Below are 22,409 nucleotides of genomic sequence, written 5' to 3' on the forward strand. Positions count from 1 at the left end.
TTGGATTACTGTCGTTGATAAACCGATTGACCTCTGCTGATGGTTTCTTCCACGTTTAGGTCTTTTAGCGCCTTAGGTTCAATCTTCATCGGGTTGTTATCGAGGATGATTAAATCCGCATTCTTACCCACCTCGATAGAACCTTTATACGACTCCTCAAAGTGTTGGTAAGCCGGCCAAATCGTCATGGCTTGCAGTGCGGTATACGTGTCAACGCGCTGATCTGGCCCCAGTACTTTATCGGTTCTGGTGGTGCGATTGACGGTCGCATCCAATACTCGGAATGAGCTTGGCAGCGCCACAGGTGCGTCATGGTGTGTACTGAATTTTAACCCCGCTTTTCTCACCGCTTGAGTTGGTGAAATGAAATCGGCACGAGGATGGCCGAGTACCGAGTCCACATGCCAGTCACCCCAATAGAAAGTATGCATTGGGAATAGAGAAGGGAAGATGCCTTGCGCCGCTAAGCGATCCACTTGGTCTTGGCGCATGGTTTGGCCGTGAATGAGTACAGGTCGGCGGTCTTGCTTTCCTAGCTTTTCATTTGCTTTGGTCACTGCGTTGATAAATTGCTCGATCGCTGCGTCACCATTGGCATGCGTCAGCACTTGCCATTCATTTTTAAAGGCTGTTTCTACGTAATCGTAAGCTTGTTGATCTTCGAAAGTTGGGTAGCCAGCGTAGTCTTTATCTTGTCCATGTGGTGGGTGGAAGTAAGGCTGACTTAGCCATGCCGTTTTACCTTGTGGAGAGCCATCAAAGTTCAGCTTTACGCCACCGATGCGGAAATGGTTGGTGTACTCTGGCGTGTTGTATTCCGAGTCCATAAAATCACTGCTCGATACCATATCGGCGTACGCAACCAAGTCGATCATCAGTTTGTCGTTTTTCGACGCGCGTTTCATCGCTTCATAACCTTCTGATGTTGCTCGTCCTTCTTGAGCCGTGGTATAGCCATATTTCGCGTACATACCTTGCGAGGCTTCTAACATGCGATCTTGAAGTTCAGAATCAATCAACTTATTGAGGTTGAACAGCATTGCAAAGTGCGCGTTTTCTTCTAGAACACCATTTGGTTCTTGGCTGTTTTCCATTCGGCGGATAATGCCACCTTTTGGATCTTCCGATTCTGATGTGATACCTGCTAGCTCTAACGCTTTACTGTTCGCGACACTCAAATGCCCCGAAGTATGGATGATTAATACAGGCTTATCTGTGCTGACTTTATCGAGATCCGCTTTGGTAGGGTAGTAATCCAGTTGGGCGTCGTCGTAACCAAAACCTAAAATCCAACCCGTTTTCTCAATGAATAGGCGTTGCGTATCATTGTTCGCGGCATTTTTCAGAGTTTCGATGATTCTCGCCACGGTATCGGCTTCGCCATCAGGAGATGGCAGCACGTTTGCGACCATGGCTTGCAGACCAACACCATACACATGACTGTGCGGATCAACAAAGCCAGGCAACATAGTTCTGCCTTTTAAGTCGATCAACTGTGTTTTACCGAACTTGTGTTCCATCGCTCCATCTTTGCTGCCGACATAAATGATTTTCTCGCCTAATGTGGCGACGGCTTCGGCGTACTCTGGCTTATCGCCTGCCATGGTTAGGATGTCGCCACCATAATAAATTTTGTCTGCGGCGGTTACTTTTAGCGGCTCGGCGACGGCTTCTACTTCTTTCGCTTCTTCAGAAAAACACCCCGTTAAAGCAAGCCCAGAGAGGGCAATGGGGATCCAGTTTTTGTTCATCGGTCATCTCCATACAGAGTAAGGTTTTTGCCTATTGCCCCCATCTCAATGAGTTTGAGAACTCAATAGGTCACATTCACTTTAGTTCATATTGAAGGAGGATTATCAACAAGATTAAAGACTTTCAATCAAGCGCAAGTTATACCTATCGATGAATATCAAAAATGTTACCTTTTCCCATTTCATAAACGTTTCAGGACTTGGGCAATGTGACCCATAACGAGGTTCTGTGGTTAAAAAGTCGGCATGATAAGTCCACGATTTATCTCGATGACGCTCAAGGAAGAACATGAAAGACGAAACGCTATCCATCCATTTTGGTTACGAAACTGACCCTACCACTAAATCTGTCGCGACACCGATTTATCAAACGGTCGCGTACGAGTTTGATAACGCGCAGCACGGCGCTGATCTGTTTAACTTGGAAGTACCGGGGAATATCTACACTCGCATCATGAATCCGACTAACGACGTTCTGGAAAAGCGCATGGCGGCGTTAGAAGGCGGCATTGCCGGGTTGGTCGTGAGTGCGGGGAGTGCAGCGATTAACTATGCGATTCTGACGTTAGCACAAGCGGGCGATAACATCGTCTCTACGCCGCAACTTTATGGCGGTACTTACACCTTGTTTGCGCACATGTTGCCAAATCAGGGGATTCAGGTGAAGTTTGCCAAAGATGACAAACCAGAAAGTTTGGCTGAGTTAATTGATGAAAATACCAAAGCGGTGTACTGCGAGAGCATTGGTAACCCAGCCGGTAATATCATTGATTTAGAACGTGTAGCGGAGCTTGCTCACGCACAAGGCGTGCCTGTGATTGTGGATAACACCGTCGCGACACCAGTACTGTGCAAACCCATCGAATTCGGTGCGGATATCGTCGTTCACTCTCTCACTAAATACGTTGGTGGGCATGGCACCACATTAGGTGGCGTGATTGTGGATTCCGGTAAATTCCCTTGGGCGCAGCACAAAGACCGCTTTCCCGTTTTCAACCAACCAGAACCTTCTTACCACGGCGTGGTGTATACCGAAGCGTTTGGTGAGGCGGCATTTATCGGGCGCGCGCGTACCGTACCATTGCGTAATACCGGATCGGCATTATCACCGATGAATGCATTTATGCTTATGCAAGGGCTAGAAACGTTACCGCTGCGTATGGAGCGCCATACCGAGAACACTCTCAAAGTGGCTGAGTTCTTGGAACAGAATGACAAAGTCAGTTGGGTGAGTTATGCCGGATTGCCAAGTTCTGAACACTTCCATCTCGCCGAAAAATACATGAAAGGTAAGCCTTCTGCGATTTTGTCGTTTGGTTTAAAAGACGGCTATGACGCAGGTGTGCGCTTTTATGACGCTCTGAAAATCTTTAAGCGTTTGGTGAACATTGGCGATGCAAAATCATTGGCTTGCCATCCCGCCTCGACGACCCATCGTCAGTTGAGCGAAGCAGAACAAAAACAAGCTGGTGTGTCTCCAGAGATGATTCGTTTATCGGTGGGTATTGAACACATTGACGATATTCTAGCCGATTTAGAACAGGCGCTAAACGCGTAAACGATTCTGTTTTTAGCTTTTGGTTACCCATAGGCCAGCCTTTAAAAAAGCTGGCCTATTTTTATTTTATTATTTAAATATCAAATGCTTTGGTGCTTTTGGTTTGTGGTATTCCAAAAGCTCATAGAGGGTGAAATTTATTCCCTTGTCACGTATGGGGTTTTTCCTGATGATGTGTGCAAATATTACACATTGGAAGGGACTCAAATGTCTTACGTATTTCACCGTCATTGCCATGCCACGCTGCCAATCATCGATAAAGGTGAAGGTGTTTATCTATTCGATAAGCATGGAAAGCAGTACCTCGATGCTTGTGGCGGCGCTGCGGTATCAAACCTTGGCCACAGTCATCAAGCCGTTAAAAAAGCCATGTTGGAACAGCTCGAGCGAGTGCCGTTTGCTCATACTGGATTTTTTACTAGTGACAGCGGTGAGCGACTAGCGGAATTGATTTGTCAGTACATGCCTGAGCAGTTCAACCATGTGTATTTAGTCAGTGGCGGGTCAGAAGCGGTGGAGTCGGCACTAAAAATGGCGCGGCAGCACTTTGTGGAATCAGGTAAGCCAGAGAAGAAGCAATTCATCGCGCGTCAGCAAAGTTATCACGGCAATACGTTGGGAGCTCTAGCGGTCGGTGGTAATGAATGGCGACGTGAACCGTTCAAACCCATCTTGCATCCGAGCCATCACATTGCCCCTTGCTATGCTTATCGGTATCAGCAGACTCATGAGTCGGAATTGGATTACTCATTACGAACGGCGAATGAACTTGAGGCAAAAATTCTTGAGTTGGGGGCTGAGAATGTCATGGCTTTTGTCGCCGAGCCTATTGTGGGAGCCACCGCTGGAGCTGTACCTGCGACTCAAGGTTACTTTAAACGTATTCGCGAAATATGCGACCAATACGATGTGTTATTGATCTTGGATGAAGTCATGTGTGGTGTTGGGCGCAGTGGCAGTTTTTTTGCGTTTGAGCAAGAAGAGGCAGAGCCCGATCTGGTTTGCATGGCTAAAGGGCTTGGTGCGGGTTATCAACCTATTGGCGCGGTGGTTGCGAATGATCGAGTCTATCAAGCTATTGCTGATGGAAGTGGTTTTTTCCAACACGGTCATACCTTTATGGCGCACCCTGTGGCGTGCGCTGCCGCCGTGGCAACCATTGAAACCATCTTCCAAGATGATTTATTAACGGCGGTGAATCAGCAAAGTGCTTTGCTGCGTAATGAGCTTACTTCTGCATTGGCCCATTTATCATACATTGGCGACATTCGTGGTAAAGGCTTGTTTTTTGGCATTGAGCTGGTGGCGGATAAAGAAAGCAAGTCGCCGCTGAGTAAAGCCACATTGGCAGACAAACGCATCAAACAGCGAGCAATGGAAAATGGCTTAATGTGCTATCCAATGGGCGGAACGATTGATGGCGTTAATGGGCACCATATTTTGCTCGCACCGCCATTCATTATTCAGTCTCATCATATTGATGAACTAGTCGGTAAACTCTCACTGACGTTAAAAGAGGTGGCGGAGACATGGAAGTAGCAAACCAATATTTGCGAGAACCTATCGCTATTATCGTGGCTCCAAACGGCGCAAGAAAAACCAAGCACGATCACGTCAACTTACCCATGACAACAGACGAACTGGTTGCAGAGGCTATCGCTTGTCAAACAGCAGGGGCTGCCATGATCCATTTGCATGCTAGGGACGCTAACGGACGTCATTCACTAGACATCGACGACAACATGGCAATTTACCATGCCGTGAAAGAAGCGGTGGGAGAAAACATGATGGTTCAGCTCACCACAGAGGCGGTGGGCTTGTATTCTCCGCCACAACAGATGGCGTTAGTTAAAGCTGTGAAACCAGAAGCGGCTTCTTTCGCATTGAGGGAGTTAATCCCCGATCGCGCAAGTGAGAAAGAAGGGCATGCCTTTTTCCATTGGTTGGCAGAAAACAACATCGTGAGCCAAATTATTCTCTACGATACAACCGACATTGAACGTTATTTTCAACTGCGTGATGCGGGCGTGTTACCTAAAACGCATCAGCATGCATTAGTGGTGTTGGGGCGTTATCACCAAGCTCAGCAGTCTTCACCATGGGATTTACGAGGTTTGAATTTGGCGCGTTTTGTCGAGGAAGAAATTCGATGTGCCATTTGTGCTTTTGGCGCGCGAGAGCAAGACTGTTTAGCGAGTGCGATGTTACTTGGATTCGATGTGAGAGTGGGGTTTGAGAATAACCACTTCGATGTGGCAGGCAAATTAGCAATCAGTAACGCGGCTCAGGTGGAAGCTCTACGCGATGTGGCGCATCGATTTGCGATTCCTTTACACAGTGCGCAAAGTTTGCGTTCAGCTTTGAAGTAAATCTGCTCGCAGCAAGGAAAATAAAGAAGAAAGTAAAAAGGCTCCATCGGAGCCTTTTCGGTATTTGTCGTTAGTTTTCGGTTTGCACTACAGGTTGACGCGCGGGATGTTTGATAAATACCGCGACAACAGCCGCTATCGCTAATGCAAAACAGTAGTAAGAATTAGCAACTACTTCAAGTGGCGATAGGTTGAATACGGAACCTAGCAGCAGTACTTGAGCACCGTAAGGCAACACGCCTTGCACCACGCATGAGAAAATGTCTAACAAGCTTGCTGAGCGGCGAGGAGAGACATTATTCTCTTCCGCCAGTTGGCGAGCAACGCTGCCCGATACAATGATGGCTACGGTGTTGTTTGCCGTACAGCCATTGACCATCGACACCAAGCCTGCGATACCTAGCTCACTCGCGCGGCTGTTGGCATGCTTAGAGTGGCTAGAGCCAAACGCGTGGATAAGGCTGCTAACGAAATTGGTTAGGAACGCAAGACCGCCTTGACGACGCATCAGTTCACTCAAACCTCCAATTAGCATGGATAACAAAAAGATCTCTTGCATGTTACCAAAGCCTTTATAAACGTCTTGGGCTAGATTAGTCAGTCCGTAATTGTCAATCGATGCCAAGCTCACGCCGCCAGCCAAAAGGATACCAATCGACAGAACCACAAACACATTCACACCAGATACCGCTAGGATCAAAATAGTGATGTACGGCAGGACTTTTAGCCATTCGATGTCGCCAGTTGCAGGCACTTGAGTCGCTGTACTGTTGAAAGCGAACACTGCAATCGCGATCAACGCCGCAGGCAAAGCAATACGAATGTTCTCTTTAAACTTGTCTTTCATCTCACAACCTTGAGAGCGTGTCGCCGCGATGGTGGTGTCAGAGATGATAGAAAGGTTATCACCAAACATAGCGCCGCTCAGCACAACGCCTGCGGTTAAGGGTAAGCTCATTCCTGCTGATTCAGCAATCCCCAACGCTACGGGGGCAACGGCTGCGATGGTACCCATCGATGTGCCCATCGCTGTTGCGATAAAAGCAGAAATCAGAAAAATGCCCGGCAAAATCATGCTGGTTGGAATTGCGGATAAACCAAGGTTCACCGTTGCATCAACACCGCCAGAGGCTTTTGCTACCGCAGCAAAGGCACCAGCAAGCAGATAGATCATACACATTGCGATGATGTCTGGGTGGCCAACACCATGCATGAAGTGTTCGATTGAGCGGTTAAGTTTCTCTTTACTTAAAAGAAACGCAATGATGATGGCTGGTAATACCGCGATGGGTGCAGGCAGCTGGTAGAAGGCAAATTCAACGCCTTGCAAAGATAAGTAAGTGCCTACGCCAATAAACAGCGCAAGGAATACAATCAATGGGATCAGTGCGACCGCAGAAGGTGCAACTGTTTTAGTTGTTTGTTGGGAACCGGACATGTAAACGACAATGTTAATAATAAGAGAGAAGAGCAGACTAATATCACATTTACGCATTGTCAACGTCTAGACGTCTAAATGGCTGTTTAAATTTTGCACGTAAAGAAAAAGATAAAAGCTCGTATTACGTATCTCACTGATACCACGAGCTTTAGTTATGCACTAATGAAGGGACTGTCGTTATTGCATTGATTTGGCTTTTTTGCGTTTAACAATACCTAAAACCATCCACGTAAATAAGACAGCAGCAAATGCCCATACAAGGTATTTGTATTCGGTGTACAGGTTGCTCAACACGCTTAAATGTTCAAATGCAAAGTGAGTTAACAAGCTGAATACCAATACCCAAACCGTCGCCGCGAGGGCGTTACCGAGCAAAAACTTTCTACGTGGCATTTTCGCGATACCGCATGCAAGAGGCATAAATTGCTTCATTCCTTCAATAAAGCGACTGACGACCAAGCACGTAGGGCCGTATTTCTGGATAGTCAGTTGAAGTGTTTGCATCTTCGGGCCAGAGATATAGCCTTTTTTATCCAACCAGCCTTCAAAGTAATAACCGATTAGGTAACCACAGGTATTCCCAAAAAGCAGCTTAGCCACGATACCATCATAACCATACTTAGATTCATGACTTGTTCTGAAGAGAGCAAAGATGCCGCGATCATCAGCGATTGACCAGGCATCGGTACACCTATCCCTTCTAGAAATATACTGACAATCAGCGCCAAGTAGCCGTATTGCTCGAGCAAAGGCTTCATTGACATGAGAAGTTCGTTAATGTGTTCCAAAAGCTTTCCCCTAATAAAAGCGGAACGAAGTTGGAGTGATACTCCGAATGTCCTACTGGGTCAATTCTTGTTTCTCACTGCTGAGAAAAACTGACATGCCTCTGATTATTGTGCGGAATCAATCTGCTGCTTGTTTTATTCGCCGCCACGCTCCCGTGTGACGGCGAATAAGGCACACCTTTATGACTCTTTAGCTTTAGTAAATGCGCCATACAAATCAAGACGTCGGTGACGTAAGTTGGTTACTGAACCCTCGGTATTAAGTTGCTTCAACTTAGTCAAATCAACATCGGCGAAGATCATCATTTCGGTGTTGGCGCTTGCTTCTGTCAAGGTCGCATCGTGCGGGAAGTAGATATCCGACGGTGAGAATACGGCAGATTGTGCGTACTGGATGTCCACGTTATCAACACGAGGTAAGTTACCGACACTGCCACCAATTGCAACATAGCATTCGTTTTCAATGGCTCGCGATTGGGAACAAATTCGTACTCGTTGATAGCCATTTTTTGTGTCCGTCCAGAAAGGAACGAATACAATTTGTGCGCCTTGTTCTGCTAACATTCTTCCCAATTCAGGGAATTCGCTGTCATAACAAATCAGTATGCCGACTTTGCCCGCATCGGTTTCGAACACTTGAACATTGTCACCACCGTCGATCACCCAGTCTCTTTGTTCATGAGGCGTGATGTGGATTTTATATTGAGCGTTAATTTCACCATCTCGTTGCAGCAAGTAGGCCACATTATACAGTTTGCCATCTTCGATAACGGGCATACTGCCTGCAATAATGTTGATGTTGTAGGTGACCGCCATCTGCGAGAAACGGTTTTTGATCTCTTCTGTAAAGCTAGCCAAAAAGCGGATTGCTTCAACGGAATTTTTGTCGTTTTGCAAGCCCATCAGCGGTGCGTTAAAGAACTCAGGGAATAGGGCGAAATCGGCTTTATAGTTCGCAAGAGAAGAGATGAAGAACTCAGCCTGATCGAGCAAATCCTCCAGGTCATTCATCGCGCGCATTTGCCACTGGACGACACCAATCCGAATCAGCGTTTTTTCTACATCGTGTACGGATTGAATATCCTCTTCGTAGAAAAAGTTATCCCACTCCAGCAGTGTCGCGTAACCTTTAGAAGCACTGTCCTCTGGCAAGTATCCACGCATGATACGTTTTACATCGAAGTCGTTAGCAAGCTGAAAAGACAAAATAGGGTCATGAAGCTCACGGCGTTTTACTTTGTCGATGTACTCTGCAACGCTCAGTTCATCTGCGTATCGGTGGTAATTAGGAATGCGGCCACCGGCTAAAATGGCTTTGAAGTTCTTACTACGGCAAAGCTCTTTACGCGCATCATATAAACGGCGACCTAAACGTAGCCCTCGATAGTCTGGGTGGACAAATACATCGAGACCATACATTGCATCACCGGTTACTTGATTCTGTATGACGTTGTTTTCGGTAATGATGTCGGTATACAGGTGAGGAAGAGAAAAGCGGTTGTAGTCCACTTTAATGGTTAATGCTGCACCGACTATTTTGCCGTTATCCTCAATACAGATTTGGCCATCAGGAAACTGATGAATGAGATCCATAATCGTCAGCCGTGGCCATGAGCCGCCAACATCAGGAAACACTAAGTCCATTAGTTCTGCAAGCTCAGGGTAATCCGTTGGCTCAATGGTACGTAATGAGAGTTTGGGCGAATTGCTGTCCATATCTTTCAATCCATTTATCCTTTTGAAACAGTGTTAATGAGAATGCCACAATTTGGAGCAGACATATACTGAAGTCTTTGAGTTGTTTTGGGTTACCAAAAGCATTTCAAGAAAACAATATTAGCTTAGTTTGCTCTTCAACCATTCGTAAAACGCCGCCACTTTCTTAGCCGATAGGCGATAATTTGGGATCATCACGTAATAACCATAATCACTCTGTAAAGATAGGTTAAGAATACGTTGGATATCCCCTCTTAAAATAGAATTCTGCGCCATAAAATCAGGAAGTAAGGCGAGTCCTTTTCCCATTTTGACGGCTTCGTAAGCTAGGTAAAAATGTTCAAAGCCTACAGAGTGATAGGTAACGGTTGATTCTACTGCATGTGCAGCCTTAAATTGCTCCCACAACTGAGGGCGAGTGATTTGAGGTATCAACGGATAGTCGCTAACAGCGTGTACACTCTCGAGTGCAGGAGTGTTAGTACAACCGACCAATAGTAGTATTTCTTCGCATAGTAAGTGGCTGTATTCATAATGAGTGGACAATGGAAGACAACGAATATGCAAGTCGCTTTCACCGCTTGAACCTTTGACGTTCCCATCTCCGGTACAGATTCTTACACGGATATTGGGATGTCGCTGGTGGAAGTCATCAATATGAGGTACCAACCAAAGGCTAGCGAAAGAAGGAGTAACATCCACGGTGAGCAATTCTTGCTTTGAATCTGATTGTATTAAGTTGGTGGTTGCATTCTGAATAAGTTCTAGTGCTTCTGTGACTTGCGGTAGGTAGCGTTTTCCTTCCTCAGTTAACTCAATACCATTCGAGCCTCTTTGTATTAAAGGTAAACCCACTAGTTGTTCAAGCGCGGCAATTTGTTTGCTTACTGCACTTTGTGTAATGCATAGGGCATCCGCCGCTTTAGAGAAGCTGAGGTAATTTGCAACCGCGACAAACGTCCTTAATGCTCGGATAGAAGGGTACTCACTGCCTTTTAACATACTTCAGTCCCATGGAGATAGCCTATTCACAGAGTAGGAGATTTACCTATTGAAGCAAAGAGAGAAAAAGCCGATGTGTGATTTCCTTCCTTACTCGTTCATAAAGAACCCAGACCAAAAATTAAGAATCCTAAATATAATGGGTATGTAAATAATTGATGATTGGGGTTTGTTTATTGACTTTTCCTATCTTTTGAAAAAACTACAAATAAAATAGAATGTTTTACATCATTAGTATTTACACAAATCTAATATTGTTTTCTCAAGGTAAATAAAACGGTATAACTTTTATTTTTGTTGTTTTAATTTCAAAATAATGTCAATTTTTTATAAAGTAGAAAATGTTTTTCATTAAATTAAAATTGGCATTGCATTTGCTTTGTATAATTCGAACTTTCAATGGCACTTATATTAGGAGAACGAAATGAAAAGCAATGTTGTTACTTTGATTGGCCTTTTTTCTTTAGCAACGTTTAGTACTTTATCTCACGCAGCGGACTCCAAAGATCATGGTGTTTATGTCGGCGCCAACTATGGTTACTTAAAAGTTGATGGACAAGATGACTTTGATGATGACAGCGATGCTATTCAAGGTTTGGTTGGTTACCGTTTTAACCCTTACTTAGCGTTAGAGGGCGGTTACATTGATTTTGGTAGCTATGGTAATAACCTAGCAAATGCCGAAACGGACGGTTACACCGCAGCACTAAAAGTTACAGCCCCTATTGCTGATCGTGTCGATCTTTACGCAAAAGGCGGTCAAATGTGGTACTCGACGGATTACAACGTTGCGGGCTTCCAAGGCAACAAAGATGACGAAGGTGTATTCGCTGGTGCCGGTGTTGGTTTTAAAGTTACTGATAACTTCTTAGTTAACGCAGAATATATGTGGTATGACGTAGAACTGAATGCAGAGAACGTCGCGAATGGTGCAAGCACAAAAACTGATTTTAACCAAGCATCGCTAGGTGTGGAATATAGATTTTAATATTGTTAACCATGTTTAATCCAATAAAATTGCGAAGCTAAATGGCTTCGCTTTTTTTGAGCTCAATCTAGTTGAGGCTAATAGAGCTGTTTTTAGAATAATTGTTAGTGTCTTTTACTGTCACTCTACTATATTTAGAGCATTTCTAACATGACTGTCTAACCTTCTTACTAGTCTCGAAAAACAAAGTTTTATCACTCTATAAGTAATACTCGATAGGTCGATCGCTGCGCTACCTGACATTACATTCATGTGACCTAAAATACCGCGGACGTGTTCTGTATACTCGTTTTTTAGTTTTGAAATGTACGCCATAGCTTTAGCTAGTTGATCCCAAGCAGTAAGGCCTACGGTTGCTATTTGTTGTATTATATGACCCAGACCTGAAATTCTTAGTAAGGTCAAAATTGAAGAGACTATTTTACTTACCCAACCATCAGTCATTCGAGCATTATATCTATTGTTGAAGTCAAGAAATACGTTGCGTTCTAGGTAAGTTTGAGATTTGGGTTGTAGTGCCGACCACTCATTACTTGTAGCGGTATTGACATAACCCGGAACAGATTTTTTTCCTAGTCCATGAGCGCAGAAGTAGATGCCAGAACTTCCATCTAGCCGATACTCAATACCACCGTGAGTAAATGGCCAAAGAGGAGACATCGGAACTGGATCTGCACCATGAGTGCAGCGATATGAAGAATCTAACTCCCTTCTTGCGTATGGTTTAAAGCCAACTTTTGGTGCGCCAAAAGTATATAGGTGTACGCTATAGCCGTACTGACTCTTCACCCAATCTGCCGCTAATGAAGCAAGAGCACCACCTAAACTATGACCTACACAGTGTACTGCCTTCGGTGCTTTCATGTTCTTTTTCGAATAACCAGCGATGTATGCTGCAAGTTGTGGCTTTATCGTATTGAAGAGATTTACAAAACCTGCATGTACCCTATAACCGGATGAGGTACCTGATATCCCAATGTTTCCATCGGTCATAATGTCGCCGATGTTTGCTTGAGTGCCTCGGAAGGAAAATACTAAAGTATCGGCAAACTCGCCCTTACCTCGACCTATCGCTACAAAATCTGATGTCATTCCACCAAATCCCATAAAGCCACTTGTCGTTCCTTTTTTGACATCATTCCTTAGATCAAATGTAAAAAACTTTGCTATATAACCACTAACGTTACGAACATTAGTTGCGAATACAGAATAAGGGATTTCTGCGATTCTAGATGATAGCTTTGGTGAGAGTGATTGCATTCTTTAATTTCCATATAAGTCAGAGTCAATATATCCAAATAAATCACATTGACTATTTACGTAGTAGTCATCGTTTTCGTCATCATCAATTGAAAAAGCAAAGTACTTAAGAGGGTTTGCTGCATCACAGACTAGATTAGCCATATTGTTTTTTACGTAATCCTCTATTTCATAGCCATCGAACGAACCTTCCCAAATAATAACGTTTTCATCAATATCTAGTTCTGTGGTTAAAACAATAGTTACATAATGTTCAATAAGCGGGATCTTAACGCTCTCTTTGTTCTCATACACAGGAGAAAATTCAAACCGACCACTGCTGTCAGTAAATGTTGATAAGTCTATTGATTTTCCTGAAGCGCTTAAACCAATACTAAGACTAACCTTTTGGTTATTAATCGGCTTCCCTTTTTTTGTTAGCACACCATTGATTTGTGGTGTGTATTGGTTAACTTTATCGCTATTCAATATACTCTCTCCAAAACTCATATTAATGCTCAACAATATGATTGTAATAAATCCAACTAAGTAATTTTTCACATCAAATTTTTTCATTTTAAAAATCTATAAATGTATATGTATTGTGTGTTTTTACAATATTTAATGTTAACTATGTGATTCGTACTGCATTGTCCTTGTAACTTGTGAATTTGAAAATTACATTTTTAGATTTATGTTTATCTACTTGACCGCTTTTTATTAGCATTAATAAAGTTTAAATCTGGAACACTCAGTCTTCGCTAATCTTAGGTAGTTATATTATATTGGATTTTTGAGGCTTTCATCAGGTAATGTGGAAGCAAAATAAACGAGAGCTATCGAATGGTAAAGATCTCTATAAATACTAGGTTTCAGACAATGAAATCATATTGAAAATAGTTAATTAGTCGCTTGGTCAAGAGGTGTTTTTATTAATTTACATCGTAATGCTAGATTGACTTGATAATTTATGTTTCCGCCAATTGTGATAACCAAGAACTGCGTATTTCGGAGCATTCCGAACAGCCATTTCGGTATGACCCGAACACCTATTTCGGTTTAATCCGAACGTACATTCCGCGATTATCCGAACACTTTTAAGCGAACTCCGAAATCAGCGTTCGGAATAGCGAAAACCGCGTTCGGAATGCCCGAAATCCTTCCTTTTTCTCTTTTAAATCAATAGCTCGCTATTCTTTACTTCTTAAACAAGAACGTAAGGAAGCGACAATGGCTAAAAAGAGAACTCCAATGAACAAAATCAAAGAGATATTACGCCTTAAGTACGAGTGTGGGTTGTCCTACCGTAGTATTGCTAGTTGTCTCAATGTCAGCCTTGCAACAGTCTCAGAGCTTGTCGCTCGCTTTAAGCAAAGTCAGATAGGCTGGCCTCTCCCAGAAGGTTGCAGTGATACGGACCTTACCAAAGCCCTATATCATTCGAAGCAAGCCAGTCGAGACAAGGTTATGCCAGACTTCGCTCAGTACGCTGTCGAACTCAAACGTAAAGGCATGACAAAGATGTTATTGTGGCAGGAGTACCATGAGCAATATCAAGAGCAAGCTTACGCTTACACTCAGTTCTGCGAGCACTTCACTCGTTGGTTCAAAACCCAAAAGCGCAGTATGCGTCAGCTCCATGTTGCAGGTGATAAGCTGTTTATCGATTACTGTGGGCCTCGGCTTCAAGTGGTCAACCCTGATACAGGTGAAGTGCGCGAAGCAGAAGTGTTCGTAGCAAGCTTAGGCGCGTCCAACTACACCTATGTGGAAGCCTTCCCCAGCCAAGGGAAGTCTTACTGGTTAGAGGCGCATGCCAATGCCTTCGAGCACTTCGGTGGCGTCCCCCATCTCTTGGTTCCCGATAATCTACGCAGCGCGGTCAGCAAACCTAACCGTTATGAACCGAGGCTTAATGAAAGCTATCAAAAACTGGCAAATCATTATCAAACTGCCGTGATGCCAGCTCGCCCCTACAAACCGAAAGACAAAGCCAAAGCAGAAAATGCCGTCCTCCTAGTGGAACGTTGGATCATGATGCGACTTCGCCATCAAACCTTCCATACCTTTAAAGAGCTGAACCTCGCCATCCGTGAGCTTATGAATGACTTAAACGAACGTGAGATGAAGCAGTATGGTGCGAGCCGCAAAGCACTGTTCGACAAACTCGATAAACCCGCGTTAAAGCCCCTTCCTAAACAGCGATATCTCTATACCGAAACCAAGCGAGCCAAAGTTGGGCCTGATTATCACATCGAATATCGCCGTCACTACTACTCGGTTCCCCATCAACTGGTTGGCCACCATGTCGAGCTGGAAGCCTCCAACCGTCTGGTGCAGATCTACCACCAAGGTAACTTGATCGCTCAACATCCACGCAGCCAAAGGGAACGTGGAAACAGCACTCAACCAGAGCACATGCCGAGTAACCATCAACATCAAAAGTGGTCGCCTGGACGCTTGCTCAACTGGGGAGCCAATATCGGCCCAGCCACCCGAGAAGTCGTCAATAAGATGCTGAACGCCAAACCTCATCCAGAGCAGGCCTATCGTTCCTGTCTTGGGCTGCTCAATCTGAGTAAAACCTATGGCGAGTCGCGCCTAGAACAAGCCTGTAAAGATGCATTGATGCTGACAAAACCCAATTACACCTTCGTCAACAATCTACTCAAGAACAATCGTGAGGGGCACCTGAGTAAAGATAAAGCGAATACGCCGAACCTTGTTCACAGCAATGTTCGTGGCCCGAACTGTTATCACTAGGAGAAAGGATATGAACGCACTGAATGACCAACTCAAAACCCTGCGCTTAAGTCATGCGGCGAAAGCGTTAGAGCAGCAACAAGAGCAACTGACCACCTACGCAGAGCTGGACTTCGAGGAGAGGTTAAGCCTACTTCTGGAAAGTGAAATCTTGAATCGCAATCAAACCAAAATCCAACGCCTGAAACGACAAGCCAAGCTGAGAGTGGATGCTCAGCCGAGCCAACTTATTTACAAGGAGGGACGAAACCTCAACCGCAAGCAGATGAGCGAACTGCTAACGGGTGGCTATCTGCACAAGCACCAGAACATCTTGATCACAGGCCCAACAGGCGCAGGTAAAACGTATCTTGGTTGCGCACTGGCAACCAGCGCCTGCGACCAACAGCAAACGGTCAGATACTACCGATTAACTCGCTTGCTCGATGACCTGACCGCAGGTCGTCTGGATGGTAGTTATCAAAAACAACTTCAGTCGCTGGCTAAGAAAGGCTTACTACTCCTCGACGACTGGGGGATGGAAAAACTGACTCAAGAGCATGCTGGTCACTTGTTAGAAGTACTTGAAGATCGTTACCAAAACAGCAGCACAATCGTCATCAGCCAGTTACCAGTAAAAGAATGGTACAACATGATCGGCAACGCCACTGTCGCTGACGCTCTAATGGATCGTCTAGTTCACAATAGTCATCGAATAGAACTGGGAGGAGAATCAATGAGAAAACTGGCGCAATCCGAACACTTAGAGTAAAAATAGGGAAAGAGAAAAAGTGCTGGTTAAGGTGTTCGGAATAAACCGAAACAAGCGTTCGCAATCACCGAAATACGCAAGAACAAAAGAAAAGGCTTATTAAGTATCTTTTGATGGTTAGTGATAAACCCAAATTGTTCAACTTTAACCCATCATAATTCTATAACTTAGATTTAGCACTCGTAGTTGTTGATACCCCAAAAACTTAGAACACTTTAAATCGAAGAGCATATAGTACACACTTTTTGGCCTTGAATGAGTTCTTCTGAACTTCCATGTGCTCTTGGTTGTGTATTTATGAGCGTATCGTCTGTTACTTAATACTCAACGAGTTTTTAAATCGGCGTACGTTCAGAGTTATGCAGCAATGCTCGTGAAAAGTTATCAGATAGCATGAGTGCGTGAGAAAAGAAGACAATGTGGAAAGTGGATTGTTGATACAAAAAAGGCCACCCGAAGGTGGCCTTTTCCAAACGTTTGGTGGGCTGGCGGCATCTGAAACTGTTTTTTATCTCAATGATTTTAAATGAAAAATTTCATTTTAGCTTTTGCTTTGGGTAACTTGTTGGGTACTAAAAGAAAAAGTGGGTCAGATTTAAGAAATGTGATCTATGTTGAGTTTAGTCACCCATGTGAGTGTGTTCTGTTCTCCCAACTCTTTTTTAGAATAGGTGAAGATTATCTAAATAGAGAAATCTTCATCTCGAAACACCTCACATTCTCGTCTTATATGAGGTTTCTTGCGAATTATCCTTTTTGGACGATGACACTCGCCAATGAGTTGGGTTTGTTTTTGAACATAGCTTTCTTTTTTTAATCTTCCTACAAGCACATCAGTCCATTTCTCTACCATTCTAAGACGATATTTTTGTGTATTGACCACTCTTTTGGCGATGAACGGTGTCTCATAGCCAGAATCTTCAAGAAAGTTAGATATAGCTTTGTCATTGAATCCTTGTTGCTTTTTGAACTTAGCTATGTTGTGGATTTGCATCAGGTACAGAGCTTCTTTGCGGTTCGCTTTACCTTCAAAGCTTCCGTCTAAAAAAGTACTAAGACAAAGCTCGATAATTGCGGACAAATTTTCACTGTTACGGAGTTCCTTACTTGAGAAGCCAAGTTTAGTTCCAATGGCATCAAGTTTGTCTAGTGCGACATTTGACACATGAATTCTCTTGGTTACGAGTCCTGAATCTTTTCTTCTTTGTGTTACATATTGTTGTCTTATAGCTGCATCACTTCTACGTTTCATAATCAATTCTCGTTCCTTATTACATCCTTTACGCTACACGATTTTTCCATCTATTTAAATGCATTTTCAATGTGAGACTCACATAATAATGTTTTAATTTACTGTTTTATAGTGCTTTTTAAGTTGTGAGTCTCACTGTTTTTTTGTGATGACTTGTGAGGCTCACAAGGTGGTTTCTGTAGTTTGATACGATAGCACCATTATTTGAAACAGAGACAAAAGACATGGCGAATGAGAGATATATGAAAATTGGAGAGGTGTTAGAAAGAACTTCGTATAGCAGAGCTCAGATCTATCGCTTGATGAAATCAGGAGAGTTTCCAAGTTCATATCGACTTTCGAAAAACCGAGTCGCATGGAAAGAATCTGAAGTGGATGCTTGGGTTGAAGAGCGCCAAAGTATTTTTCTATTACCACAATTAGATAAAGGGCAAAAGCTACTCGAAGAGGTATGGAGAAGATGAAACTAGACATATTCTTATCTGGAAGCAGATTAGAAGAGTGTGATTGGTTAATGAGCGAGTACGAAGCCTATTTAGAGAACGATTATCGTATTAAGCTGCTCAGAAAAATGGCTGATCATGTCTATGAGAGTCGTGGTCAAAGATACGGTTGTGGTCGATTGCATGAGTTGGCAGATAAGCTTGAGTCTTGCAATGAAGGTTTATACGAGTGTAAGAGCGTGGCATGTAAAAAATGCAATCGTCAGTTTAAAATAGAACGTGTTAACAACATCATTGCTTCAATCTTACTTGACCAAGAGCAAGCAATGGGTACTGAATATGGTATCTATACTATTATTCAATACTCGCGTGGAGTCGATGCATATGACTTCGTCAATTATGATATCCCTAAAGATAAAGACAGATTGAGAAAGTTATTATCTAGATGTGGTATCAGTGGTCCGGTATTGGGGGCGTTCGAGTTAGATTTTCATGATTCGCCACAAAAATGGTTACCTCATTACCATGTTCTTATGCGTAAATCGGGTAATGAAGAGGCAATTGAACGGCTAGGAGAGAAGTTATCGAAGTTACACCCTAAGCATATCAAACAGAATAGACAAGCTAGACCATTTATGAAGCAGGAGTTTAGAGATCCTCTCAAGCAGTTGAGTTATTTACATAAGTTGGCTTGCTTTGAAGTTCGGGATTATCAATCGTTTTGGGGTAAGAATCTGACTAAGAAGTATCGGCTTAACAAATTGATGTTCTGTGAATCACTTTGTTGGTTAGATGAGCAAGACAGAAGAACGTTGCCATTTCAATGGCATGCGAGAGCATGGTTAAAGAAGTCCAAAGTGTAATCTGCGATTTTTGTTGACTACACGAACACCACCTATTTCGAATGCTTAAATAGGTAGTTTTAAGAAAACCCAACACAACACTAGTTAACTATTAATTGTGTTCTAGTCAAAAGGTGTCCATTTTAAATTTATTCATTTAACAGGCGCATTCGCGCTGCGTTTCTTTTTGTTTATAGTCCATTAAGTTAACAAATTGCTTAGGGGAGTTCCCATATGTTTCCTTAAATTTTTTGCAAAAGTAAGATGCGCTAGAAAAACCTGTTAAGTGAGCTACCTTTTTTATAGGATGTTTTTTCTTCAATAGTAAATAAGCAGCTTTATTCATTCTTGCTGAAAGTATCAAGTCTGATAACGTCGTTTTTTCTTGAGATATCCTCCTCATAAGTGTAGATTTTGACATATTAAGGTTTTTGGATATTTCTTCTGCTGTCCAACGATGTTGGATTTGTTTAGATATTAGACGATGAATACGTTCAGATATAGAGTTAGTTCTTTTAATATCAAGTTTTTTTAGAGTTCTAAAAGCATCTCTATTTATTAATTCTTGTAGAAAATTAGTGTGTTCGAAAATTCCATTTTGAACATGAATTAACGAGTCGATATAAGGTTTCATTTTATTAAAAGCATAGTTATCATAATCCATGTCACACATTACTAAATATAAATAAAAGTCATCGGATAACTCTTCTTTCAACGAAAAATTTATTAATGTATTTGAGGGTAACTGAATCAAAGCTTCACCCTCGATCACGATGACGCATCCTGGGTATGAGATAGCTCCGAAAAAACCAGTAAGTTTAATTATATGTTTTGACTTAGATACAAAGCTTCCGGTATCTTTTGTTTTTAAATTTACTTTTATCTTTCTTATCTTAAACATGTTTTTTATTCGTTGTGTTCATCTTTCTTTCTAGCTGTGCCCAGCTTATTGGAGGAGAATAAAAGTATCCTTGAACCAGAACATCAAGGTTCTTCACGACGTCGTGCTGATAAGAGGTTTCAACACCTTCTAAAATAATACCTTTCTTGGCGTAAGGAGATATTACTCTCAATAGATATTTTATTGCATTAATATCATCGCAGTTATGATGAAGGAAAGACTTGTCTACTTTAATGTAATCCCAATCTATAAACCCTAATGATATGTTAGCAATATTGTTTCTATGATAATAATCATCTAATAACAATCCTACGCCAGAGCGCTTTAATAATCTGATACTACTTTGTAAACGGCCGCAATTTACATCACAGTCGATATCTGTAATTTCAATATCAAAGTTAACGTCACGTTCATTTAAGAGACTTTGTAAAAAAAAACTATCCTTTAAACATGATAAAGTGATATTAACAGTTATGGGAATACGGACTTTTAGCTTACTGCAAAACCTAATCTGAGCTAGCGCAACCATTTTTATGAACTCTTGATCAATTTCAGAGAAAAACGTTTCGTTGTATAAAGATTCACCGGAATCACTCAAGACTTTAGACAAGATTTCAAGATGCTTTACTTTCCTCTGCTTCAAATTGATTATTGGTTGAAACAAAAAGTCAAGCTTAACAAATGAAGCATCGGTTCTTACGATGACTCCAGTATCCGTATAGTTATATTCGTACATATTATTCTTACACTGAACTGATGTTGTTTTTCGTATCATCTATATGCATAACTTTTCCGTCTACTAAGCGCGTTGATCTTACAAAAGATTGAGTTGATATTTTCATTATTAACAAAACGTCATAATCCTGACGCACAAGAATAAGTTGAAATAACAAAACGATATGCTGTTTATTTACAGCCTTCTTAGAGACTCTATTGATACGGCTAAAGTGTGATTTCGGTTCAGAGATTGCGTTAAATTTTTCTATTTTGCTTGATAATGATCTCTATTTGTTGATGGTATCACATTTTTTAGCCAAATTGACGAGTATCAAGTTCTACTTGGATTGGTTAGTAAAGAAAGATTGATTGCTCTTGCTTGTGATCGTTTAATCAACTAACAGATTCTAACTAAGCCTTATAATGTTAATATTTAACGGTATTTCACTCCATATAAAGCTGTCAGATGTTCTTTTTGAAACGTTGTCGTCAAAATTAATGCCATTATCGCCCAAGGCTGATCTGCAACTCTAGCGGTTCTTCGCTGTGTAGAAGTAAGTAAAGTTCTTTTTAGCATCACGATGATTATTGTCCTTCGAACTGCGCTAGCTTAGCTAAATACCTGTTCGAGTGGCATCAACAATGTGCTTACTCCACCAAGCCATAAGATCTCTTCTACGTTCTAGGTAATCTGTTCGGCTATATGCGCGATGTGTTTTGGTACCAATAAGGTGAGCGAGTGCTGATTCAATTAAAATGTAGTCGTGTCCAGCTTCATTTAGCGTTGAGCTAGCTATAGAACGTAAACCATGGGAAACTAATCGACCTCCAAACCCCATGCGTTTTAGAGCCATATTAGCAGTTTGACTATGCATTGGTTTTTTTGGATCTGTTGCCGACGGAAAAACATATTCGCTATTTACTCTCATCGAGCTCATCGTATTTAATAGAACGATGACTTCGTCCGTTAGAGGTATTCGGTGTTCTTTGCGTTTTTTCATCCTCTCTGCAGGTATTGTCCAAACTCGATTTTCTAAATCGAATTCTGACCACTTGGCTCCAGAAGCTTCGTTTGGTCTGGTCATTGTATGTAGTTGAAACTTGATCAGGCATCGTGTAGAACGTTTGATGTTTGCTTCAGTTAAAGTTGCCATTAATTCGGGTAATTCGTGTGGTTCTAGCGCTTTCATATGCTCTTGTTGAGGCTTTTTAAAAGTAGCAAAAATATTGCTTATTGGATTGGAGTTAATTAAGCCACTGTGCATAGCGTAAAGCATGACTTCATTTAGCCGTTGAGATAATCGTTTGAGTGTTTCTAAAGAGCCTTTGGCTTCGACAACCTTTAGAGTTTGAATTACAGTTTGAGCTGTAATCATAGAAATAGGTTGTGAGCCCAAAGAAGGAAAAACATGCAGCTCAAATGAACGCCAGATATCTTTCGCATAATCTTCGGTAACTGTTGATTTCTTTTGTTCTATCCACTGCTGTGAAACATTGAATAGCGTGTGCTTATATATAGCGTCGGCTTTTTCCTTTTCTTCTTTTTTGTGGTGTTTTGGATCAATGTCTAATGCTACTAACTCACGGTGGCCTTCTGTTATTTTCCGAGCATTAGCTATCGATAGATCTGGGTACTTGCCCAAGGTTATATTGCTGCGCCTCCCTGTCGCTGGACTCTTGTATACGAAACGCCAAGACTTAGTTCCATTTGGCATTATTCTAAGCTGTAAGCCTCGTCCATCACTGAGCAATTGTTCTTTGCCAGTTGGTTTTGTGCTTTTGACTTTTTTGTCTGTCAGTTGAACTGCTGGTCTTGCCATTTTTAAACCTATTTAGTACCCGAAATATCTTGGATGAGAGTATAGGGTAACTGGGCGGGTACTAAAAA

General features: G+C 42.4%; 18 protein-coding genes and 1 pseudogene. 8 read left to right on the forward strand and 11 right to left on the reverse strand.

Going from position 1 to position 22,409, the window contains the following annotated elements:
• Positions 1 to 5: 5 nt before the first annotated feature.
• Entirely contained in the window at positions 6 to 1,751 is a 1,746-nt protein-coding gene (locus tag P4S59_RS03365; protein ID WP_337167977.1) for an amidohydrolase, read from the reverse strand.
• 289 nt (positions 1,752 to 2,040) lie between these two features.
• Here P4S59_RS03365 and P4S59_RS03370 point away from each other — a divergent pair, with 289 nt between their 5' ends.
• The 3 genes from P4S59_RS03370 (at position 2,041) to P4S59_RS03380 (ending at position 5,678) form a co-directional block, all read left to right on the forward strand.
• Positions 2,041 to 3,309 (forward strand): O-acetylhomoserine aminocarboxypropyltransferase/cysteine synthase family protein, encoded by a 1,269-nt coding sequence (locus P4S59_RS03370; protein ID WP_005391505.1) that lies wholly within the window; start codon positions 2,041 to 2,043, stop codon positions 3,307 to 3,309.
• 207 nt (positions 3,310 to 3,516) lie between these two features.
• Complete coding sequence (locus P4S59_RS03375) at positions 3,517 to 4,848, forward strand: aspartate aminotransferase family protein (protein WP_337167978.1); 1,332 nt, start codon at positions 3,517 to 3,519, stop codon at positions 4,846 to 4,848.
• Positions 4,839 to 5,678 carry a 3-keto-5-aminohexanoate cleavage protein gene (locus P4S59_RS03380; protein ID WP_337167979.1) on the forward strand — a complete coding sequence of 280 codons (840 nt, stop codon included), beginning with the start codon at positions 4,839 to 4,841 and terminating at the stop codon, positions 5,676 to 5,678. Before P4S59_RS03375 ends, P4S59_RS03380 begins: the two co-directional genes overlap by 10 nt.
• Positions 5,679 to 5,748: 70 nt before the next feature.
• Here the strand turns inward: P4S59_RS03380 and P4S59_RS03385 are convergent, their stop codons facing one another.
• The 4 genes and pseudogenes from P4S59_RS03385 to P4S59_RS03400 form a co-directional block, all read right to left on the reverse strand.
• Positions 5,749 to 7,116 carry a Na+/H+ antiporter NhaC family protein gene (locus P4S59_RS03385; protein ID WP_337168633.1) on the reverse strand — a complete coding sequence of 456 codons (1,368 nt, stop codon included), beginning with the start codon at positions 7,114 to 7,116 and terminating at the stop codon, positions 5,749 to 5,751.
• 180 nt (positions 7,117 to 7,296) lie between these two features.
• Positions 7,297 to 7,883, reverse strand: a pseudogene (locus P4S59_RS03390) (DedA family protein).
• A gap of 204 nt (positions 7,884 to 8,087) precedes the next feature.
• Complete coding sequence (locus P4S59_RS03395; protein WP_006741862.1) at positions 8,088 to 9,623, reverse strand: bifunctional GNAT family N-acetyltransferase/carbon-nitrogen hydrolase family protein; 1,536 nt, start codon at positions 9,621 to 9,623, stop codon at positions 8,088 to 8,090.
• Between the two features lie 120 nt (positions 9,624 to 9,743).
• On the reverse strand, positions 9,744 to 10,625 hold the full coding sequence (locus P4S59_RS03400) for a LysR family transcriptional regulator (protein WP_337167980.1): 882 nt from the start codon (positions 10,623 to 10,625) through the stop codon (positions 9,744 to 9,746).
• A 424-nt stretch (positions 10,626 to 11,049) separates the two neighbouring features.
• Between P4S59_RS03400 and P4S59_RS03405 the strand changes: the two genes are divergently transcribed.
• On the forward strand, positions 11,050 to 11,613 hold the full coding sequence (locus tag P4S59_RS03405; RefSeq protein WP_012842100.1) for a porin family protein: 564 nt from the start codon (positions 11,050 to 11,052) through the stop codon (positions 11,611 to 11,613).
• A 120-nt stretch (positions 11,614 to 11,733) separates the two neighbouring features.
• Here the strand turns inward: P4S59_RS03405 and P4S59_RS03410 are convergent, their stop codons facing one another.
• Both P4S59_RS03410 and P4S59_RS03415 read right to left on the reverse strand, forming a co-directional pair.
• Entirely contained in the window at positions 11,734 to 12,873 is a 1,140-nt protein-coding gene (locus P4S59_RS03410; RefSeq protein WP_005391480.1) for a lipase family protein, read from the reverse strand.
• Between the two features lie 3 nt (positions 12,874 to 12,876).
• Complete coding sequence (locus tag P4S59_RS03415; RefSeq protein ID WP_301579649.1) at positions 12,877 to 13,428, reverse strand: DUF6795 domain-containing protein; 552 nt, start codon at positions 13,426 to 13,428, stop codon at positions 12,877 to 12,879.
• A 654-nt stretch (positions 13,429 to 14,082) separates the two neighbouring features.
• Between P4S59_RS03415 and istA the strand changes: the two genes are divergently transcribed.
• The gene (istA, locus tag P4S59_RS03420; RefSeq protein WP_337167981.1) at positions 14,083 to 15,615 is read left to right on the forward strand and encodes an IS21 family transposase; all 1,533 of its coding nucleotides are present in this window, start codon (positions 14,083 to 14,085) and stop codon (positions 15,613 to 15,615) included.
• Positions 15,616 to 15,625: 10 nt separating this feature from the next.
• A complete protein-coding gene (gene istB / locus P4S59_RS03425) occupies positions 15,626 to 16,366 on the forward strand; it encodes an IS21-like element ISVch3 family helper ATPase IstB (RefSeq protein WP_238131037.1) in 741 nt (246 codons plus the stop codon).
• 682 nt (positions 16,367 to 17,048) lie between these two features.
• Here the strand turns inward: istB and P4S59_RS03430 are convergent.
• Positions 17,049 to 17,618, reverse strand: coding sequence for a hypothetical protein (locus tag P4S59_RS03430; RefSeq protein ID WP_152919171.1), 570 nt, complete (start codon positions 17,616 to 17,618; stop codon positions 17,049 to 17,051).
• 242 nt (positions 17,619 to 17,860) lie between these two features.
• Here P4S59_RS03430 and P4S59_RS03435 point away from each other — a divergent pair, with 242 nt between their 5' ends.
• Entirely contained in the window at positions 17,861 to 18,082 is a 222-nt protein-coding gene (locus P4S59_RS03435) for a helix-turn-helix transcriptional regulator (protein WP_005492292.1), read from the forward strand.
• Entirely contained in the window at positions 18,079 to 18,924 is an 846-nt protein-coding gene (locus tag P4S59_RS03440) for a hypothetical protein (protein ID WP_005455952.1), read from the forward strand. Before P4S59_RS03435 ends, P4S59_RS03440 begins: the two co-directional genes overlap by 4 nt.
• A 136-nt stretch (positions 18,925 to 19,060) precedes the next feature.
• Here the strand turns inward: P4S59_RS03440 and P4S59_RS03445 are convergent, their stop codons facing one another.
• The 3 genes from P4S59_RS03445 to P4S59_RS03455 all read right to left on the reverse strand — a co-directional run bounded on the left by P4S59_RS03445 (position 19,061) and on the right by P4S59_RS03455 (position 22,341).
• The gene (locus P4S59_RS03445; RefSeq protein WP_005483066.1) at positions 19,061 to 19,804 is read right to left on the reverse strand and encodes a helix-turn-helix transcriptional regulator; all 744 of its coding nucleotides are present in this window, start codon (positions 19,802 to 19,804) and stop codon (positions 19,061 to 19,063) included.
• A complete protein-coding gene (locus tag P4S59_RS03450; RefSeq protein ID WP_053305003.1) occupies positions 19,797 to 20,540 on the reverse strand; it encodes an EAL domain-containing protein in 744 nt (247 codons plus the stop codon). Before P4S59_RS03450 ends, P4S59_RS03445 begins: the two co-directional genes overlap by 8 nt.
• A gap of 595 nt (positions 20,541 to 21,135) precedes the next feature.
• Positions 21,136 to 22,341 (reverse strand): integrase domain-containing protein, encoded by a 1,206-nt coding sequence (locus tag P4S59_RS03455; RefSeq protein WP_005483014.1) that lies wholly within the window; start codon positions 22,339 to 22,341, stop codon positions 21,136 to 21,138.
• Positions 22,342 to 22,409: the final 68 nt, after the last annotated feature.

The sequence above is a fragment of the Vibrio sp. M60_M70 genome (assembly GCF_037162085.1).
GTDB classification, from domain to species: Bacteria; Pseudomonadota; Gammaproteobacteria; order Enterobacterales; family Vibrionaceae; genus Vibrio; species Vibrio diabolicus.

Bases quoted from the DNA above. Each gene is read 5' to 3' on its own strand.
- P4S59_RS03365 (WP_337167977.1), bottom strand. From the start codon at position 1,751: ATGAACAAAAACTGGATCCCCATTGCCCTCTCTGGGCTTGCTTTAACG.
- P4S59_RS03370 (WP_005391505.1), top strand. From the start codon at position 2,041: ATGAAAGACGAAACGCTATCCATCCATTTTGGTTACGAAACTGACCCT.
- P4S59_RS03375 (WP_337167978.1), top strand. From the start codon at position 3,517: ATGTCTTACGTATTTCACCGTCATTGCCATGCCACGCTGCCAATCATC.
- P4S59_RS03380 (WP_337167979.1), top strand. From the start codon at position 4,839: ATGGAAGTAGCAAACCAATATTTGCGAGAACCTATCGCTATTATCGTG.
- P4S59_RS03385 (WP_337168633.1), bottom strand. From the start codon at position 7,116: ATGTCCGGTTCCCAACAAACAACTAAAACAGTTGCACCTTCTGCGGTC.
- P4S59_RS03395 (WP_006741862.1), bottom strand. From the start codon at position 9,623: ATGGACAGCAATTCGCCCAAACTCTCATTACGTACCATTGAGCCAACG.
- P4S59_RS03400 (WP_337167980.1), bottom strand. From the start codon at position 10,625: ATGTTAAAAGGCAGTGAGTACCCTTCTATCCGAGCATTAAGGACGTTT.
- P4S59_RS03405 (WP_012842100.1), top strand. From the start codon at position 11,050: ATGAAAAGCAATGTTGTTACTTTGATTGGCCTTTTTTCTTTAGCAACG.
- P4S59_RS03410 (WP_005391480.1), bottom strand. From the start codon at position 12,873: ATGCAATCACTCTCACCAAAGCTATCATCTAGAATCGCAGAAATCCCT.
- P4S59_RS03415 (WP_301579649.1), bottom strand. From the start codon at position 13,428: ATGAAAAAATTTGATGTGAAAAATTACTTAGTTGGATTTATTACAATC.
- istA (WP_337167981.1), top strand. From the start codon at position 14,083: ATGGCTAAAAAGAGAACTCCAATGAACAAAATCAAAGAGATATTACGC.
- istB (WP_238131037.1), top strand. From the start codon at position 15,626: ATGAACGCACTGAATGACCAACTCAAAACCCTGCGCTTAAGTCATGCG.
- P4S59_RS03430 (WP_152919171.1), bottom strand. From the start codon at position 17,618: ATGAAACGTAGAAGTGATGCAGCTATAAGACAACAATATGTAACACAA.
- P4S59_RS03435 (WP_005492292.1), top strand. From the start codon at position 17,861: ATGAAAATTGGAGAGGTGTTAGAAAGAACTTCGTATAGCAGAGCTCAG.
- P4S59_RS03440 (WP_005455952.1), top strand. From the start codon at position 18,079: ATGAAACTAGACATATTCTTATCTGGAAGCAGATTAGAAGAGTGTGAT.
- P4S59_RS03445 (WP_005483066.1), bottom strand. From the start codon at position 19,804: ATGTTTAAGATAAGAAAGATAAAAGTAAATTTAAAAACAAAAGATACC.
- P4S59_RS03450 (WP_053305003.1), bottom strand. From the start codon at position 20,540: ATGTACGAATATAACTATACGGATACTGGAGTCATCGTAAGAACCGAT.
- P4S59_RS03455 (WP_005483014.1), bottom strand. From the start codon at position 22,341: ATGGCAAGACCAGCAGTTCAACTGACAGACAAAAAAGTCAAAAGCACA.